The organism is Pontibacter flavimaris (assembly GCF_001907195.1).
Classification (GTDB): Bacteria; Bacteroidota; Bacteroidia; order Cytophagales; family Hymenobacteraceae; genus Pontibacter; species Pontibacter flavimaris.
Window position 1 is genome coordinate 496,842 of the sequence record NZ_LVWA01000004.1, and the last position, 16,698, is coordinate 513,539.

A 16,698-nucleotide genomic window follows, 5' to 3' on the forward strand; every position below is an offset into this window, starting at 1 on the left:
CTCAACTTAAACCAAAGTATAGAAATTGAAACTGAAGAATAAACTAACCACTTTTCTGTTTGGGCTGGTGATGCTGGCAAACCCTGTGCTGGCGCAGCAGCCAGGTATAAAGAAGGATAGTGCCCATGTGCTGACGGACACCGGCCTTTCTGTCGCTGCCGATACCTCCCAGGGGGGTGACCTGCAGAACGAGGCCATCATCACGGCGGCCGGCGATACCATTTACCCGGGCCAGAAGCACCCTTTCACGGAGGCGCAGCTGCGGGAGGGCGAGAACAAACGCTACCTGAAGCGCGCCGTGATCCCGGCGGCCACCCTCATCGGCCTGGGTATTTATACGATACAGGACAACGGCCTCTTTAGCAGCTTTGATGCCCGCGACGCCCGCAACAAGCACGCCCCGGATTTTGCCACCAAAGTAGACGACTATGTTTTCTTCGTGCCGCTGGCCTACCTTTACGGTTTCAACGCCTTCTCCTCGCAGAACCGCCACGAGGTGGGGCGGCAGACAAAGCTGCTGATCGCCTCCGGCGCCCTGACCTCTGCCCTGGTATGGCCCGCGAAGAAACTGACAGACATCGATCGCCCGAACGGAGATCCCACAGCCTTCCCGTCGGGGCACACGGCCTACGCCTTTACCATCGCCACGGTGGTGGATAAGGAGTTCCGGCACAAGAGCCCCTGGGTGAGCGTAGGCAGCTATGCCATTGCCACCGGTACGGGCGTGCTGCGCGTCATGAATAACGAGCACTGGATGGCGGATGTGCTGGCCGGGGCCGGCGTCGGGATTCTGTCGGTGAACACGGTATACTGGCTGCACGACAAATTTGCCAAAGACAAAGGCCTGAACACGATGGTGGTGCCCACCGTATTGCCCAATGGAAGCCCGGGTGTGGGGCTGCATGTAACCTTTTAAGCCATACTTTACGAAGAGAGAAAGGCGCTGCAGGAGTAGCGCCTTTTCTTTTTATCTTTACCCGATGCCATACGTCCGCTGTCTTATACTTTTATACTTGTGTCTGCTCTCCGGCAATGCCTTGGCGCAGGTGCGGCAGGTGCAGGGCGTGGTGCGCGATGCGGCCACCGGCGAGCGCCTGCCTTTTGTCAGTATCGTGGCCAACGAGGGCGAGACGGGCACCACCACCAACCTGGAGGGCGAGTACAGCCTGCGCCACCGGCAACCGATCCGCAGCCTGCGCTTCAGTTACGTGGGGTACCTGCCCAGTATCATCTACCCGGACTCCGTGGAAAGTATAAACGTGCAGCTGCAGCCCACGGCGGCGCGGTTGCAGGAAGTGGTGGTGCTGGGTACCGGCGAGAACCCGGCGCACCGCATCATCCGGCTGGCCACGCAACACCGCGCGCGGCACCGCCTGCAAAATCTCAGCAGTTATACTTACCGCACCTACAACAAATTCATACTTACCGCCACTGATGTGGGGGAGCAGGAGCTGCGCGATACCCTGCAACTGACTAAACGTGACTCGGCTTACCTGAAAATGCGCAACCTGCTGGGCCAGCAGCACCTCTTCCTGCTGGAGAGCATCACCGACTACGCCTTTCTGCAGCCCGACCTCACCAGGGAAACCATCCTGGCCACGCGCGTGTCGGGGTTGCAGCAGCCGAGCTTTGGCCTGGTGGCCGCCGAGGCCCGTGAGTTCTCCGTTTATGACGACCTGCCGGTGTTCTTTGGCAAGCGCTACCTGAGCCCCTTAAGCCCGGGCAGCACCCGCAAGTATAACTTTGTGCTGCAGGAGACAGTGGTGCAGGGGCAGGACAGTATTTTCATCATCTCTTTTGAGCCCGAGCAGGGTAAGAACTTTGAAGGGCTGAAAGGATTGCTTTACATCAACAGCAACGGCTGGGCCGTGCAGAACGTGCTGGCCGGCTCGGCGGGAGATGACGATAAACGCAACATACAGTTGCAGCAGCGCTTCGAGCGGGTGGGGCCGCAGCAACAGTGGTTCCCCACAGAACTGGACGTGGAGCTGACCATCCCGCAGCTTAGCCTGAACGGGCACCAGCCTTACGCGCACATGCGCACCTATATCACCAACATTAACCTGAACCCAAACCTGCGCCGCTCTGAGTTTGGCGTGGTGGCCCTGAAACAGCAGCCGGATGCCTACCGCCAACCCGACAGCTTTTTCCAGGCCTACCGCCCCGACTCGCTCACGCAGCTGGAGCAGCGCACCTACGAGCGCCTCGACAGCGTGGGCCGCGAGCGCAAGCTGGACCGCACCATCCGCACGATGGAATACCTCATGGCCCGGCAGATTCCCATTGGCGTCATCAGCCTGGACCTGCGGCGCCTGTTGCGGGTAAGTGCTTTTGAGGGGATGCGCCTGGGGATGGGGGCCTACACCAACGACCGGCTGTCGGAGCGGTTTAAGGTGGGCGGCTACTGGGGCTATGCCTTCAAGGACCGCAGGGCAAAGTATGGCGCCGATGCCTCGGTTATACTTTACCAGCCGCTGGAGTTGCAGCTAAAAGCCGCATACTTTAAGGATGTGCTGGAGACTGGCGGGCGGCGGCTCGCTTTTGAAGAAGGCTACGGCCTGCTGGGTAACCTGCGGCGCGCGCTCCTCACCGACATGGATTATACCACCCACCAAAGTATAAACCTGCAGGGCCGCGTGCTGCGTTACCTGCAGGCCAGCGCGCAGTTGCGGCAGGAGGAGCGGCGGCCAACGCTGCTGCAGCCGGAGGGGCAACCTGTGCCCAGCTTTAACCTCACGGAGGCGGTGGTGGGGCTGCGCTATGCCCCGGGCGAGAAGTACATGGAGCAGTTTAACCGCCTGGTGCCCATGGCAGGGGAGAGCAAGCCGGTGCTGTGGCTACAGTACACCCGTAGCCTGGACGGTTTTCTGGACGGAGACTACGGCTATCACAAGTATGACCTGCGGCTGAGGACCCTGTTGCGCCACCGTACTTTCGGCGAGAGCAGTTTTATACTTTCGGGCGGATTGGTAGAGGGCAATGCCCCGCTGGTAACGCGCTACAACGGCTACGGCAGCAATAACCGCGACTATAAGCTCTACACCAGCGAGGGCTTCGAGACGATGTACCCTTACGAGTTCTTCACCGACCGGTACGCCGCCCTTTTCTTCTCCCAGAATTTTGGAAAACGCCTGCTCAACACCCGCTTCTTCGCCCCGGACCTGGTGGCCGTCACCAACATCGGCATCGGAAGTATGGAGGAGCCGCTGCAGGAGCTGACGGAAGTGGCCTTCAGAAGTATGCGCAAGGGCTATTTTGAGTCGGGGCTCTTGCTAAACAGTATCATCAGTTCCCCGTTCAGCGGGGTGGGCGTGGGCGCCTTTTACCGGTACGGCCCCTACGCCCTGGAAAACTCCCGCGACAATCTCCGTATAAAGCTCACCGTGAGCCTGCTGTTTTAGGCCATGTGCGAAGTATGGAAGTATAAAGTATAAACTAAAACAGGAATTGAAAATTAAGCAACGATAAGCTATTAATGGTGTAACTATGTTGGTAAAGTAGATGGGTAATAACCGAAATCATAAAGTATAACGCGTGCTAAGGTATAAATCCATAACTTTGCAGCTCCTTCTTTCCACTCAGAATATAACAGCATGACAGTTTCTAAAATGGCGCAAAACCTGATCGGCTCCGAGATTATTCGGGTAGCCGGCGAGGTGAACGCAATGATAGCCAAAGGTGAGCCCATCTGTAACCTCACCATCGGCGACTTTAACCCGAGCATCTACCCGATTCCGGAGGAACTGCGGCAAGGCATCACCAAAGCCTATGAGCAGGGGCACACCAACTACCCGCCTGCCAACGGCGTGGCAGTGCTGCGCAAGGCGGTAGTCAATTTCACGCAGGAGCGCCTGGGGCTTACGTACCCGGAGAGTGATATCCTGGTGGCCGGAGGCTCCCGCCCGCTCATCTACGCCACGTACCTGGCCCTGGTAGACCCGGGCGATAAGGTGGTATACCCTACTCCCTCCTGGAACAACAACCACTACTGCCATTTGTCTGGCGCCACGCCGGTGGAGGTGAAGACGCGGCCGGAGAACAACTTTATGCCGACTGCCGCCGACGTGAAGCCGCACCTGAAAGGCGCTACCATGCTGGCCCTGTGCTCGCCACTGAACCCAACCGGTACGATGTTCTCCAAGAAAGACCTGGAGGAGATATGTGACCTGGTGCTGGAGGAGAACCGCAGCCGCAGTGAAGGCGAAAAGCCGCTGTACCTGCTCTACGACCAGATTTACTGGATGCTGACCTTTGGCAACGCTGAGCACTACGACCCGGTGAGCCTGCGCCCCGACATGCGCGATTATACCATCTACATCGACGGTACCTCCAAGTGCTTTGCCGCCACCGGCGTGCGCGTAGGCTATGCGTTTGGCCCGGCGGTCGTGATGGACAAAATGAAGTCCATACTTGGTCACGTAGGCGCCTGGGCGCCTAAGGCAGAGCAAATGGCCATGGCTGAGTTTTTACAAAATCCGAAGGCGGTGGATGGGTTTATGAACGAGTTTAAGCCGAAGGTACAGGAGAGCCTGAACACCTTATACAACGGCTTCCAGGAGCTGAAAGCGGAGGGTTTTGCCGTGGATGCCATTGAGCCGATGGGGGCGATTTACCTTTCGGCCAAGATCGACCTGGCGGGTAAGACCACGCCGGATGGGAAGGTGCTGGAGACAAGCCAGGACATCACGTTTTATGTGCTGCACGAGGCCAAACTGGCTGTGGTGCCGTTCTCGGCCTTCGGCTCAGGCAAAGACCTGAACTGGTTCAGGCTCTCGGTAGGAGGCGCCTCGCTGGAGGATATCAAAGCCTCGGTGGGCAGGTTGCGCGAGGCCCTGCAGCAGTTGAAATAAGCAGGATTAACCGAATTTATACTTTGTAGAGACGCTCTAACCGGCGTCTCTATTTTTTTACCCGCTACTCGATCTTGATCTGCCGGTTTATACTTTCCTCCAGCGAGATCAGGGTTTCGGTGCGCTGCACGCCTTCTATAGACTGCAGTTTCTCGTTCAGCACCTCGCGCAGGTGCTTGGTGTCGCGGCACACGATCTTGGCAAACATGCTGTAGGCGCCGGTGGTATAGTGTAGCTCCACGATCTCAGGGATGTCGCGCATCTTCTCCACCGTCTCCTTATACTCCGACCCTTTCTCCAGGAACACCCCGATAAACGCGCAGATATCAAAGCCCACCGCTGAGGGGTTCACCAGCAATTGGGCCCCCTTCACCACCCCCATCTCCGTCAGTTTCTTCATCCGCACGTGTATCGTGCCGCCCGAAACGTTCAGTTCTTTGGCAATATCGGTGTAGGCGCGGGTCACGTCCTGCATCAGCAGGCGCAAAATCTGCTTATCCAGGTTATCAATTTCGTAATTCATAGGCTCCTGTACGTGCTGCTGTTAACATAATCACAAAGATAAGACTATATCTTTGAAAATATATCAACCTAAGAAAATATTTTTTGACAAATTCGCATATTAGAGTAACTGTAATTATCTTTGTGATGTAAAAGGCTATAATTCTTTAACAAAATTGCAAAGAAATGACAGAAGAAGTAACACTTACGCAATCTACGGTGCTCGATGACACCGTAAGCCACCTGAGCCGGGCATCGCTGCCCAAGATCCTGAAAGTGCAGCAGGGCATTGTGCGCGCCGCCCATGATTTCATGTTCCGCAAGGGCCTGACGCAGCTCATGCCGCTCATGCTCTCCCCGATCACCGACCCGCTGGGCAACAGCGTGGTAGATGCCTCCATTGGCTATGCCGACCAGCGCTGGAGCCTCACCAAGTCCATGATCTTTCACAAGCAGCTGGCCCTGATGAACCCCGAGCTCAACAGCCTCTACATAGTGTCGCCGAACGTGCGCCTGGAGTTCTCTGACCGCGCCGCCACCGGCCGTCACCTGTTCGAGTTTACGCAGATCGACTTCGAATTTAAGGGCAAGGACCGCTTTTTTGTGATGGAGTTTATGGAGGAGCTGGTGAACTTCGTGTTCCGCCGCCTGAACGAGGAGCTGCCTGAGCTTATACTTGAGCTGCGTGGCGAGCTGCTGCCGCAGTATGAGAAGTGGGAAGTATGCCGTACCGAAAAGCTGGAGGCCGCCCTGGGCCCTGACTACGAACAGATCAAGTCGGAGGAGGCTACGGAGCCGTTCTGGCTGCTGAACCACAAGCGCGAGTTCTACGACAAGGAGGATCCGAAGAAGCCGGGCACCTACCTGAACTACGACATGATCTGGCCCGAGGGCTTTGGCGAAGGACTGTCCGGGGCGGAGCGTGAGCACGAGTATCGCCAGATCAAGAAGCGCATGGCAGAGGTTGGCACCAACCAGCAGGCGTTTGCACATTACCTGGAGGTGGCCAAAGAAGGCGGCATCCCAAAAACAGCCGGCGGAGGCTTCGGCGTGGAGCGCATGACCCGCTTTATCTGCCGCCTAAAGGACGTGAACGAGGTAACCGTGTTCTCGCGCAAGCCTTTTGCCGAGGCCATTTTCTAACACGCGCTAATGTATGCTTAAATGAATAGGATATGGATGACAATAGCGATAATGCAGATGATCCTGCGAATTGTAAGGTAACCGAATGGTTTAAGACGATGTGAAGGCCTGCTGCTGAGATGCTGCAGGCCTTTCTGCTTTGGTGGGGAGGTGATTAGAGGGCACCGATTCATACTTTCCCAACCGCAGCCATACTTTGGCTTATGCAGCTCCTGCACCGCCAGGCCCTAAGGCCTGCCCAAAGTGTGAGGCAACGAAAACCGGAAGCAAAAAAGGCAGAAGCCGTAGCCCCTGCCTTTCATACTTGCAATGGTGTATACGTTAGAAATTCAGGATCACCTCCTCAATGATGTCGCAGCACTCCTGCAACTGCTCCTCGGTCATCACCAGCGGTGGCGCAAAGCGGATGATGTCGCCGTGGGTTGGCTTGGCCAGCAGGCCTTTTTCCTTCAGCTCCACGCACACATCCCAGGCGGTGCGGCCATCCGGTGTCGGGGTGATGATGATGGCGTTGAGCAGCCCCCTGCCACGCACCAGCGTCACCAGCTCCGGGCGCTTGTCTATCAGGCGCTGCATGCGCTCCCGGAACAGCTCACCCAGTCTGTTGGCGTTCTCCGTCAGGTTCTCGTCCTTGATCACCTCTAAGGCGGCTATGGCTACCACGGCGGCCAGCGGGTTGCCGCCGAAGGTAGAGCCGTGCTCGCCCGGCTGAATGCAGAGCATGATCTCATCGTTGGCCAGCACGCAGGAAACGGGCAGCACGCCGCCCGAGAGCGCCTTGCCAAGTATAAGTATGTCGGCCTTCACATCGTCGTAGTAGCTGGCCAGCAGCTTGCCGGTGCGCCCGATGCCGGTCTGTATCTCGTCCGTCATCAGCAGCACGTCGTACTCCCTGCACAGCGCGTGCGCCTTGGCCAGGTATCCTTCGTCCGGCACCACCACGCCCGCCTCGCCCTGGATCGGCTCCACCAGGAAACCGCATACGTTCGGGTTCTCCTTCAGGGCACGCTCCAGCGCCTCCACATCGTTGTAAGGAATCACCTTGTAGCCCGGCATGTACGGCCCGAAGCCCTTGGTGGAGTCGGGGTCGGTGGAGAAGGAGATGATGCCCGTGGTGCGACCATGGAAGTTATGCTCCACCACAATGATCTCGGCGTTGTGTGGCGCGATGCCCTTTTTGGTATAGCCCCACTTGCGGGCCAGCTTAATGGCCGTTTCCACGGCCTCGGCACCGGAGTTCATGTACAGCGCCTTATCGTAGCCAAACAACTCGCAGATATACTGCTCGGCCAGGCCCAGCTTGTCGTTGTAGAAGGCGCGTGACGTGAGCGTGAGCTGCTGCGCCTGCTCTGTCAGGGCGCCCACGATCTTGGGGTGGCAGTGGCCCTGGTTCACGGCGCTGTAGGCCGACAGGAAGTCGTAGTACTGTTTGCCTTCCACATCCCATAAGTATACCCCTTCGCCGCGGCTTAGCACCACGGGCAGCGGGTGGTAGTTGTGGGCGCCATACTTGTGTTCGGTATCGATTGCCTGCTGGCTGGAGGTGATGGTTTGCGTGTTCATAGTTTTCTATTATCAGATGTTACCGGAGAACGGCAGCGTGGCCGCTTACCATTATTACCGCATATGTGCTTTATTGTTGTCAAAATTACACATTTCCGCCCCACTTCAAAATCAAAGGCAGGCCTACGGCATCCCACCGGGCCGGCAAAGTATGGGCGGGCTTGGTCCGGAATGTATAAATGCCGACCTTTGCGTAACAGAAAAGTATAACGGTGGCGCAGAAGTTAACAGAGGGCGAGGACTTTTACTTCAACCGGCAGGGGCTGATGGTGCTGACGGCAAACTACCTGCTCAAGCGCGGCTACTGCTGCAAAAACGCCTGCAAACACTGCCCCTACGGCTTTCACGAAAAGGTGGCGGCAGCGCAGAAGAAAGTATAAAACATGTTACCGGGGCAGGCAACGCGAGGCAGATTCTACACGCCGAAAGTAAAATTTTAGCTATGAGTTTGATATTGTGTATCTTTTTATAGATATTTGCACCCCTATTGATTAAACCAGAAAAGAATACAAGATGGCACGAGTTTGCGACTTAACAGGTAAAAGACCACAGGTAGGTAATAACGTTTCGCATGCTAACAACAAGACGAAGCGTAAGTTTTATCCGAACCTCCAGAAGAAGCGCTTCTACATCCCGGAAGAGGATGCTTGGGTAACGCTGAAAGTTTCTACTTCTGCACTGAGAACCATTAACAAAAATGGTATCACTGCGGTATTGAAGAAGGCTGTAGAGCAAGGTTACATCCTGTACTAGTAGTGCTGTGTTTCCGGCCGCGCCGGCGGCGGTAGCCTCACGGCGCCGCGGCAACAGGCACAGCCGGAGAAAGCCATCTGGTACTTTAAGATAAAACATCGGCAACGGAGAGAAGCTGTAGATGCTTTCCTCCGTTGCTCTTTTTTTGACCTTTGCCCTTTCTTCTGTGGCAGAAGAGGCAACACCCCGCAGCAAGTGTAAATTCTGTGAAGCGCCGGAGGGTGGCTCCACAAGAAAATTTATACATTGTTTGTAATTAGAGATTTAAGCTTTTATATTTGCAGTCCTAAATAAAAAATTACTGTCGAGATGGCTAAAAAAGCAAAAGGTAATAGAATCCAGGTGATTATGGAGTGCACAGAGCATAAAGCTACTGGCATGCCTGGAACTTCAAGGTACATCACTACCAAAAACAGAAAGAATACTCCCGAGCGCCTTGAGCTGAAGAAGTATAACCCTGTGTTGAAAAAAGTTACTGTACATAAAGAAATTAAATAACCATGGCTAAGAAGGTAGTTGCAACCCTAAAAACCGCTACAGGTAAAGACTGGGCAAAAGTGATCAAAGCTGTGAAGTCTCCAAAAACTGGTGCTTACGGCTTTAAAGAGGAGATGGTGCCTGTTGACAAAGTACAGGAGTTCCTATCCAAAAAATAAGACAGCCTACTCTACATCGATAGATAGATAACATGAAGAAGTCCCTTTACCGGGACTTTTTTAGTATATTACCGTATCAGTGAGATAGCATTCACCCTACATCAAAAAAACCGGCATGGGAATTTTTGACTTTTTCAGCAAAGAGAAGAAAAAAGAATCGCTGGATAAAGGCCTCGAGAAAACCAAGAGCAACTTTTTCGGTCAGCTAAGCAAAGCCGTCATGGGCAAAGCCACCGTGGACGTGGAGGTGCTCGACGAGCTGGAGGAGATCCTGGTGCATGCCGATGTGGGGGTGGAGACCACGGTGAAGATCATCGACCGCATTGAGAAGCGCGTGGCCCGCGACAAGTACGTGAGCACCGACGAGCTGGACAACATCCTGCGCGAGGAGATAGCCGCCCTGCTGGAAGAAAACAAAGCCGGAGATGGAGCAAACTTTGACCTGCCTACCGGTATCAAGCCATACGTAATTATGGTGGTAGGCGTGAACGGTGTAGGTAAAACGACAACGATTGGTAAGCTTGCCTCGCAATTCCATAAGGCTGGTAAAAAAGTAGTGCTGGGCGCTGCCGATACTTTCCGTGCCGCCGCCGTGGACCAACTTATTATCTGGGGCGAGCGTGTGGGTGTGCCGGTTATCTCGCACGGCATGAACACCGACCCTGCCTCTGTGGCCTACGACGCTGTGAAGCGAGGCGTGGAGCTGAACGCCGACGTGGTGATCATCGACACCGCCGGCCGCCTGCACAACAAAGTGGGTCTGATGAACGAGCTCTCTAAGATCAAGCGCGTGATGCAGAAAATAACACCAGACACGCCGCATGAGGTGCTGCTGGTGCTCGACGGCAGTACCGGCCAGAACGCCCTGCTGCAGGCCCGCGAGTTTACCAAAGCCACCGACGTAACGGCACTGGCTATTACCAAGCTCGACGGAACGGCCAAAGGCGGCGTGGTGATCGGTATCTCGGATGAGTTTAAGATCCCGGTGAAGTACATTGGCGTGGGTGAGAAAATTGAGGACCTGCAGTTGTTTGATAAACAGCAATTCGTGGACTCGTTCTTCTCCCGCAAATAAAGTATAGCCATGGCTAAGTTCCTGCTGCTGGCGCTGCTGCTCTCCCAGTGCAACGGCGCCAACCAAACCCATCAAAACACGCAAGACCCGATGGAAAGCCAGGAACAGGCAAAGCAGGTGCAGGAGCAGCAAGCTCCCGTAGCACAAGGTATACGCGGACAGGTGCTCTGGGTATCGGGCAACCAGATGCCCTCGCCGGACGCACCACCCAGCAAAGGAAGGGGCATTCAACGCACGCTCTATGTCTACGAACTCACTAACGCCAGCCAGACCCAAACCACAGAGGGTGTTTTTCACACCGGCATTCAGACTACTTTAGTGACGCAGGTTGTAACGGATGCAAACGGCAACTTTGCGGTTAGCCTGAAGCCCGGCACCTACAGCCTTTTCTCCAAGGAGGAAAAGGGCCTGTTTGCCAGTATCTATGATGGCGGAATGAACATCAACCCGGTGGAGGTGCAGCAGGGGCAGGTTACCAGCGTAGAGTTTCTGATCAACTACCAGGCAAGTTACTAGGCCGGTAGTATGACATCGCCTGCGCCAGACAACTGCCAGAAGGGGAGTGCTGCTACAAGTATAAAATAGTTGCCAGGAAGAGCTTCAGGAAAACGGTGCAACGCAAGCAGGTTTAGATAAATTTTAATTAAGTTAGAACTCGTTTTAGAACATCGGCTGAATGGGTGTAACCAGGTATGACTTAATGGAATTGGCCCACGATGAAGCGAAAGGCATCCTGCAGGTATCCTGGTCGGATGACCTTAGCGTAGAGTCGGACCGGTTCCTGCAAACAGTCGTCTACTTATTCACTACCATTCAGCAGCAAAAAGTATCGCATCTGATCATCGATTCCGGATTACCTGCCGGTGGTGTGCTAACCGAAGAAGTGATTCAGAGCTTTATCCACCACATCCCCCACACGCCCCTCAAGCATATCGCCATCCTGGAATCGCCGGATTACCTCTGGGACAATAATTTGCTCCAAGTCATCTCGCTGCTCATTACCACCTACCGGTTGCCCATCGCCATTGAACTGGTAAAAGACCGGACTGCTGCCCGGGAGTGGTTTTCCCGAACGATGCAGCGTACTTCCGTGCCTAAAGCAGGCAAGGCAGAAAACTAAGCCAGCTTGCCTGGAGCCGTGATGCAAACACGCCAGTAACCCAATGTACCATTCTTTCTGCTGCTGCCACAAGACCTGTCTGGCCTGAAGGCGCTATGATCTGAATAAAGATGTACAAATCAGTTGCTTGCCGGTTTTCATTTATTAGCCAAACATGTTGTACCTTTGCAGGCTGGTAAAACGAACCATTGTTAGCCGACAAGGGTTTTTATCAGGTGTAGCGCATTTCATTAAAAATATACATAGGTGAAAGTAAGATCACTCAAAAAAGATAAGGTAAACGTAGTGACACTGGGCTGTTCTAAAAACCTGGTGGACTCGGAAGTGTTGATGGGGCAGCTGCGTGCCAACGAGTTTGAGGTGGCGCACGAGTCTGAGGACGACGATTCCAACATCATTATCGTGAACACCTGCGGCTTTATCGATAACGCCAAGCAGGAGTCTATCGATACCATTCTGCGTTATGCCGACGCCAAAGAGGCCGGCCAGATCGACAAGCTGTACGTAACCGGCTGTTTGTCGCAGCGCTACAAAGACTCGCTGGAGCAGGAGATACCGCAGGTGGATGCGTACTTTGGTACGCTGGAGCTGCCGCGCCTGCTTAAAACGCTGGAGGCCGACTACAAGCATGAACTGATCGGCGAGCGCCTGCTGACCACGCCTTCGCACTTCGCATACTTTAAAATTGCCGAGGGTTGCAACCGGCCCTGCTCCTTCTGCGCCATCCCGCTCATGCGCGGCAAGCACGTAGACCGCCCGATCGAGGATTTGGTGCGCGAGGCAAAGCGCCTGGCAAGTATGGGAACGAAAGAACTTATCCTGATTGCCCAGGACCTGACCTACTACGGCCTGCAGCACTATGGCGAGCGCAAGCTGGCTGATCTGCTGCGGAACCTTTCGGATGTGGAAGGTATAGACTGGATCAGGATGCAGTACGCCTACCCATCGCAGTTCCCGATGGAGGTGTTCGACGTGATGAACGAGCGTGAGAATATCTGCAAGTACCTGGACATGCCGCTGCAGCATATCTCCGACAACATGCTGAAGTCGATGCGCCGCGGCATCGGTAAGCGCCGTACCATTGAGTTGGTAGACCAGATCCGCCAGCGCGTGCCGGACATCGCCCTGCGTACCACTTTGATCGCTGGCCACCCGGGCGAAACGGAGCAGGACTTCCAGGAGCTCTACGATTGGGTAGAGGAAACCAGGTTCGACCGCTTGGGCATTTTTACCTACTCGCACGAGGATAACACGCACTCCTATACGTTGGAGGATAACGTGCCGGAAGAGGTGAAGCAGGAGCGCGCCGACGCCATCATGGAGCTGCAGCAGGGCATTTCGGTGGAGCTGAACGAGGAGAAAATAGGCAACACCTATAAAGTGCTCTTCGACCGCAAAGAGAGCGGCTATTTTGTGGGCCGCACCCAGTACGACTCCCCGGAGGTAGACAACGAGGTACTCGTGCCAGCCGACAGCAACTACGTACGCCTCGGCGACTTTGCCAACGTGAAGATCACCGATGCTTCGGATTTTGATTTGTATGGCGAGGTGGTCGTGTAGACCTCCCCCTGCCCCCTCCTAAAAACAGGAGGGGGTGTAAAGATATTTTTTGAAGAAAGCCTTTCTCTATTATAGAGAAAGGCTTTTGCTTTTGGGAACATAAGTACTGGGAGTTAATGTTTGCTGGCAAAGTATAAAATATGCGGAAAGATCAGTTGCATAGTATCTCTAACCTAAGACAAGAGCGATCTATATTGAGAAATAACTTGACTCCTGCGGAAGAGGAACTGTGGAGGTTGCTACGGAAGCATAGGTTAGGTGGCCGGAAGTTCAGGAGGCAGCATAGCATCGGCAGCTACATTGTGGATTTCTACTGCGCCTCTGAGAAAATGATCATAGAAGTAGATGGCTCTGTGCATGATACACCCGAAGCCATCGCAAATGACCAAGTGCGCGACGAAAAGCTACAGCATCTGGGCTACAAAGTTATCCGCATCAGAAACAGTGAGATTTTTGAGCAGCCGGAAGAGGTGCTACAAAAGATAGCTGCCTTATTCAAAAATAGCTGAACCACCCCCTCCTGTTTTTAGGAGGGGGCAGGGGGAGGTCACTTCAGCACATACTTACTCAGCACCCGGTACGCCTCGTTGATATTGTCCCCTTTCCGGAAGTCCTGCTTGATGGTGGGCTGATCCTCGCCGGTGAGCCAGATCTTTAATTCAGCGTCCAGGTCGCCGATGCCGGCGCTCTCTTTGGAGAACATTTTGATGCTGCTGTAAGGTATACTTTGATAGTCGGTCTTGGTGCCGGTCAGACCCTGCTTGTTGACAAGTATAAGTCGCCTGTTGGTGAACACGAGCATGTCCCGGATCAGTTTATACGCCCGCTCGATGCGCTCGTCGTCGATCAGGATCGGCTGAAATTCCTTTGCCAGTTTCTCGATAGACACTTCGGAGGCGTGTCCCATCATACCGCTTAATAGTCCCATAAGTATAAAGTATAGATTTCACCTACTGTACGTAGAGCGGGCGCATCGGTAAGTATAAAGTATAAAATCGCATGCCCAGCAGGGCATCAGCAAAGTATAAGCTAACCTGTCCCAGAGCAAAGTCCTGGTTGCCTGAAGCAGTAAAGAAAATAAAGCGTTACTTTGTGTTGTTGCAGCAAAGTATAAATTAGCTGCAACACATTTCGGGCTAAACTGTTAAAAGGGCTAAACCCACCGCCACACTGCAGATGGAAGTACAAACCATGAAGATCACCAAGATAGACTACGCCGCCACCGGCGCCTTCTCCAAGACCATAACCGACTACCTTTGTTGTAGCCCGCAGCTACAGCCATTTTACAACCGCTTCCCGACCGTAGAGGCTTTTGGCGCCCAACTGAAGGAGAAAAGCTTCAGCCAGGAGCAACGCCAGACCTTGCACCAGGCGCTGCAGGAGCAGTATACTTCCCTCTCCGAGATTCACCCCAGCGTGCAGCAAAATATCGACCTGCTGCGCCAGCCCAACACCTACACCGTTACCACGGGCCATCAGCTCAACATCTTCACCGGCCCTTTGTACTTTGTCTATAAGATCATCACGGCCATAAATACTTGCCGCCAGCTGCAGCAGCAGTACCCGGATTATACCTTTGTGCCGGTATACTGGATGGCTACCGAGGACCACGACTTTGCCGAGATCAACTACTTTAACCTTTTCGGAAAGAAGTATACCTGGGAGAGCGAGCAGACCGGCGCTGTGGGTAGGTTCTCTACCGAAAGTATGGCCCAACTGCTGGAGGAGCTGCCGGAGGCCTACCCGGTGTTTGAGGAGGCCTACCGCAACAGCAAAAACCTGGCAGACGCCACCCGCGCCATCACGCACGCCTTGTTCGGGGAGTATGGCCTGGTAAGTATAGATGGCGACCACAGAGAACTGAAAAAGGCGCTGATGCCGGTAGTGGAGCGGGAACTGACCGAGCAGCTGTCGCATCAGCTGGTGACGGAGACCAGCCAACAACTGGAGGAGGCGGGCTATAAGCCGCAGGTATACTCCCGCGAAATCAACCTGTTTTACCTGACAGATGGCTTGCGCGAGCGCATCGTGCAGGAAGGCGACAAGTATAACGTGCTCAACACCGACCTGAGCTATACTTTAGAGGAAATGCTGCAGGAGGCACAGGAGCATCCGGAGCACTTCAGCCCGAACGTGATCCTTCGTCCGCTCTACGAGGAGCGTATACTTCCGAACCTGGCCTACATTGGCGGCGGTGCGGAGGTGGCCTACTGGTTCCAGCTCAAGCAGCTGTTCGAAAAGTATAACGTAACTTTCCCGCTGCTGATGCTGCGCAACTCGGCCCTCTACATTAGCCGTAGCAACGCCAGCCGCATGCACAAGCTGGGCCTGGAGCCGCAGGATCTGTTCCAAAATTTCCAGGAGCTGAAAAAGCAGCTGTCGGGCCAGCTGCATGAGGAGGAGATCAGCCTGGAGGCGCAGCGAGAGGCCCTGGCCGCCGCCTTTGCCCAGGTAGAGAAGCTGGCCGAAAGTATAGATCCGACCCTGGTGAAAGCCGTGGGAGCTGAGGCGCAGAAAGCCGCCAACTCGCTGCACATGCTGGAGAAAAAGCTCTCCAAAGCCCGCGACAGCAAGCATGAGCAAACCTTTAAGCAACTGGAGAACCTGAAGGAGAAACTCTTCCCGGGCGGCAGCCTGCAGGAGCGCCAGGACAACCTGCTCACCTACCAGACGAACAACCCCGACTTTATACCGGCGCTGGTAGAGGCTTTCGATCCGCTGGAGTTTAAGTTCACCATCCTGGAGGAAGTATAATGCAGAAGGCAGAGTTACGCAAACTGATGCTGCGGCAGCGCCGGGCTCTGCCTGTGGAAGAAGTGCAGCAGCGCAGCCTGCGCATCGCTGAACAGTTCTTTGCGCATTTTCCGCTGCGGCCCGGGCAAACGGTGCATGTGTTTCTGCCCATCCTCAAGAACAACGAAGTCAATACCTGGCTCCTGATTGAGCGGTTGCGGCAGGAGCATCCTAAGGTGCGCGTGGCCGTGCCGGTAACCGATGCGGAGCAAAATATCCTTACCCACCACCACCTGACTGACGAGGCCGTGCTGGTAGAAAACCCATGGGGCATCCCCGAGCCGCAGAACGCCCACATCATCCATGCCCACGAAGTGGATGTGGTGCTGGTGCCGCTGCTGGCCTTTGACAAGGCCGGCCAGCGCGTAGGCTACGGCAAAGGCTTCTACGACCGCTTCCTGGCTGACTGTCGCCCCGATGTGCTTAAAATTGGCCTTTCCTTAGAGCCTCCCGTGGAACGCATTGCCGACCCCAATCCCTTTGACGTGCCGCTGGATGCGGTGGTGATGCCACAGGGGATGTGGCGCAGGGAAGTATAACAACAGGCAGATTAAAAAGAAAAAGAGTACAGATATAGAGGTATCATTTGTAAATGCTTATTTTTTAAGCAGCTATATCGTACTTTTGTAATTCGCCCAGGCGCAGGTGCATGTCAATGCGCTTGAACCTGCCATACCTGTGCAT

At 54.7% G+C, this 16,698-nt stretch carries 18 protein-coding genes; 15 read left to right on the forward strand and 3 right to left on the reverse strand.

Annotation, left to right across the window (positions count from 1 at the left end; genetic code table 11):
• Positions 1-25 precede the first annotated feature (25 nt).
• From A3841_RS07085 to A3841_RS07095, 3 genes are all read left to right on the forward strand, one after another.
• Positions 26-916 carry a phosphatase PAP2 family protein gene (locus tag A3841_RS07085; RefSeq protein ID WP_073851602.1) on the forward strand — a complete coding sequence of 297 codons (891 nt, stop codon included), beginning with the start codon at positions 26-28 and terminating at the stop codon, positions 914-916.
• Between the two features lie 64 nt (positions 917-980).
• Positions 981-3,401 carry a DUF5686 and carboxypeptidase-like regulatory domain-containing protein gene (locus A3841_RS07090; protein WP_083610246.1) on the forward strand — a complete coding sequence of 807 codons (2,421 nt, stop codon included), beginning with the start codon at positions 981-983 and terminating at the stop codon, positions 3,399-3,401.
• 192 nt (positions 3,402-3,593) lie between these two features.
• Entirely contained in the window at positions 3,594-4,850 is a 1,257-nt protein-coding gene (locus tag A3841_RS07095; protein WP_073851604.1) for a pyridoxal phosphate-dependent aminotransferase, read from the forward strand.
• Between the two features lie 64 nt (positions 4,851-4,914).
• Here A3841_RS07095 and A3841_RS07100 read toward each other — a convergent pair whose 3' ends face one another.
• Positions 4,915-5,373: an Lrp/AsnC ligand binding domain-containing protein gene (locus A3841_RS07100; RefSeq protein WP_073851605.1), complete on the reverse strand. Its 459-nt coding sequence runs from the start codon at positions 5,371-5,373 to the stop codon at positions 4,915-4,917.
• Positions 5,374-5,537: 164 nt separating this feature from the next.
• Here A3841_RS07100 and A3841_RS07105 point away from each other — a divergent pair, with 164 nt between their 5' ends.
• On the forward strand, positions 5,538-6,494 hold the full coding sequence (locus tag A3841_RS07105) for an asparagine synthetase A (protein WP_073851606.1): 957 nt from the start codon (positions 5,538-5,540) through the stop codon (positions 6,492-6,494).
• Positions 6,495-6,815: 321 nt separating this feature from the next.
• Here A3841_RS07105 and rocD read toward each other — a convergent pair whose 3' ends face one another.
• Positions 6,816-8,057, reverse strand: coding sequence for an ornithine--oxo-acid transaminase (gene rocD, locus A3841_RS07110; RefSeq protein WP_073851607.1), 1,242 nt, complete (start codon positions 8,055-8,057; stop codon positions 6,816-6,818).
• A 212-nt stretch (positions 8,058-8,269) separates the two neighbouring features.
• On the opposite strand from rocD, the gene A3841_RS20255 reads away from it, so the two are divergent.
• The 9 genes from A3841_RS20255 (at position 8,270) to A3841_RS07150 (ending at position 13,730) form a co-directional block, all read left to right on the forward strand.
• A complete protein-coding gene (locus A3841_RS20255) occupies positions 8,270-8,437 on the forward strand; it encodes a DUF5522 domain-containing protein (RefSeq protein ID WP_170866156.1) in 168 nt (55 codons plus the stop codon).
• A gap of 133 nt (positions 8,438-8,570) precedes the next feature.
• Entirely contained in the window at positions 8,571-8,810 is a 240-nt protein-coding gene (rpmB, locus tag A3841_RS07115) for a 50S ribosomal protein L28 (RefSeq protein WP_073851608.1), read from the forward strand.
• Positions 8,811-9,119: 309 nt separating this feature from the next.
• Positions 9,120-9,308 carry a 50S ribosomal protein L33 gene (gene rpmG / locus A3841_RS07120; RefSeq protein ID WP_073851609.1) on the forward strand — a complete coding sequence of 63 codons (189 nt, stop codon included), beginning with the start codon at positions 9,120-9,122 and terminating at the stop codon, positions 9,306-9,308.
• Positions 9,309-9,310: 2 nt separating this feature from the next.
• Positions 9,311-9,466 carry a DUF4295 domain-containing protein gene (locus A3841_RS07125; RefSeq protein ID WP_073851610.1) on the forward strand — a complete coding sequence of 52 codons (156 nt, stop codon included), beginning with the start codon at positions 9,311-9,313 and terminating at the stop codon, positions 9,464-9,466.
• Between the two features lie 115 nt (positions 9,467-9,581).
• Entirely contained in the window at positions 9,582-10,541 is a 960-nt protein-coding gene (ftsY, locus tag A3841_RS07130) for a signal recognition particle-docking protein FtsY (protein ID WP_073851611.1), read from the forward strand.
• Between the two features lie 9 nt (positions 10,542-10,550).
• Positions 10,551-11,057, forward strand: a complete 507-nt coding sequence (locus A3841_RS07135) for a carboxypeptidase-like regulatory domain-containing protein (RefSeq protein WP_073851612.1) — start codon at positions 10,551-10,553, stop codon at positions 11,055-11,057.
• A gap of 184 nt (positions 11,058-11,241) precedes the next feature.
• Complete coding sequence (locus A3841_RS07140) at positions 11,242-11,661, forward strand: hypothetical protein (protein WP_139307904.1); 420 nt, start codon at positions 11,242-11,244, stop codon at positions 11,659-11,661.
• Positions 11,662-11,907: 246 nt separating this feature from the next.
• Complete coding sequence (gene rimO / locus A3841_RS07145) at positions 11,908-13,221, forward strand: 30S ribosomal protein S12 methylthiotransferase RimO (RefSeq protein WP_073851614.1); 1,314 nt, start codon at positions 11,908-11,910, stop codon at positions 13,219-13,221.
• A 140-nt stretch (positions 13,222-13,361) separates the two neighbouring features.
• On the forward strand, positions 13,362-13,730 hold the full coding sequence (locus A3841_RS07150) for an endonuclease domain-containing protein (protein ID WP_073851615.1): 369 nt from the start codon (positions 13,362-13,364) through the stop codon (positions 13,728-13,730).
• A gap of 38 nt (positions 13,731-13,768) precedes the next feature.
• Here the strand turns inward: A3841_RS07150 and A3841_RS07155 are convergent, their stop codons facing one another.
• A complete protein-coding gene (locus tag A3841_RS07155; RefSeq protein ID WP_073851616.1) occupies positions 13,769-14,149 on the reverse strand; it encodes a PH domain-containing protein in 381 nt (126 codons plus the stop codon).
• A 263-nt stretch (positions 14,150-14,412) separates the two neighbouring features.
• On the opposite strand from A3841_RS07155, the gene bshC reads away from it, so the two are divergent.
• Both bshC and A3841_RS07165 read left to right on the forward strand, forming a co-directional pair.
• On the forward strand, positions 14,413-15,975 hold the full coding sequence (gene bshC, locus A3841_RS07160) for a bacillithiol biosynthesis cysteine-adding enzyme BshC (RefSeq protein ID WP_073851885.1): 1,563 nt from the start codon (positions 14,413-14,415) through the stop codon (positions 15,973-15,975).
• Positions 15,975-16,553, forward strand: a complete 579-nt coding sequence (locus A3841_RS07165; protein ID WP_073851617.1) for a 5-formyltetrahydrofolate cyclo-ligase — start codon at positions 15,975-15,977, stop codon at positions 16,551-16,553. The genes bshC and A3841_RS07165 overlap by 1 nt, the downstream gene beginning before the upstream one ends.
• Positions 16,554-16,698: the final 145 nt, after the last annotated feature.